Source organism: Vibrio sp. 378, from assembly GCF_033339435.1.
Genome location: NZ_JAWOUO010000583.1, coordinates 1 through 685, shown reverse-complemented (window position 1 = coordinate 685; position 685 = coordinate 1). Strand labels below are relative to the sequence as shown.

General features: G+C 51.4%; 1 pseudogene. It reads left to right on the top strand.

Going from position 1 to position 685, the window contains the following annotated elements:
• A pseudogene (locus R7Q48_RS27665) lies at nucleotides 1-685 on the top strand (exopolygalacturonate lyase); the annotation flags it as partial.

Genomic DNA, 685 nt, shown 5'->3' with positions numbered 1-685 from the left:
AATCCAATGGAAGTGAGCTTCACCGCCATTGACGGCCCAAACAAAGAGACACAAGCGCCCCGTTACAGCGTTGACGTTGTTTCTCTGCCAGACCCAATGACGCTGTATGTTGCACCAAACGGCAGCGACAAAGGCAACGGATCTCAAGCACAACCGCTTGATTTCGCTACCGCAGTAGAACTGCTTCCTGCTGGTGGCACCATCATTTTGAAAGATGGCGACTACCAAGGGATGGAAATCCCGCTGACGGCGAGTGGCAGTGTCGACAAGCTCAAGCACCTACGTGCGGAAGGAGACAATGTTCGCTTTGTTTCGGAACTTCGTCACGAGGCAAATTACTGGCATTACCAAGGTATTGAAGTTGCGGGTGCGCAGTTCATTGTTCATGGTAGCCACAACACCTTCGAAAAAATGGTGACACACGGCGCGCCAGATACTGGTTTCGTGATCACCTCTCCTGAAAACATTGGCCGCGCACTGTGGGCAAGTTACAACCAAGTGATTGAAAGCGAAAGCTACAACAACATGGATCCTTCGCAGATCAACGCAGACGGTTTTGCGGCCAAGATGCGCATCGGCGATGGCAACACCTTCATCCGTTGTTTGTCTCACCACAACATTGATGACGGTTGGGACTTGTTCAACAAAGTGGAAGATGGCGCAAACGGTGCGGTGACCATTTTGG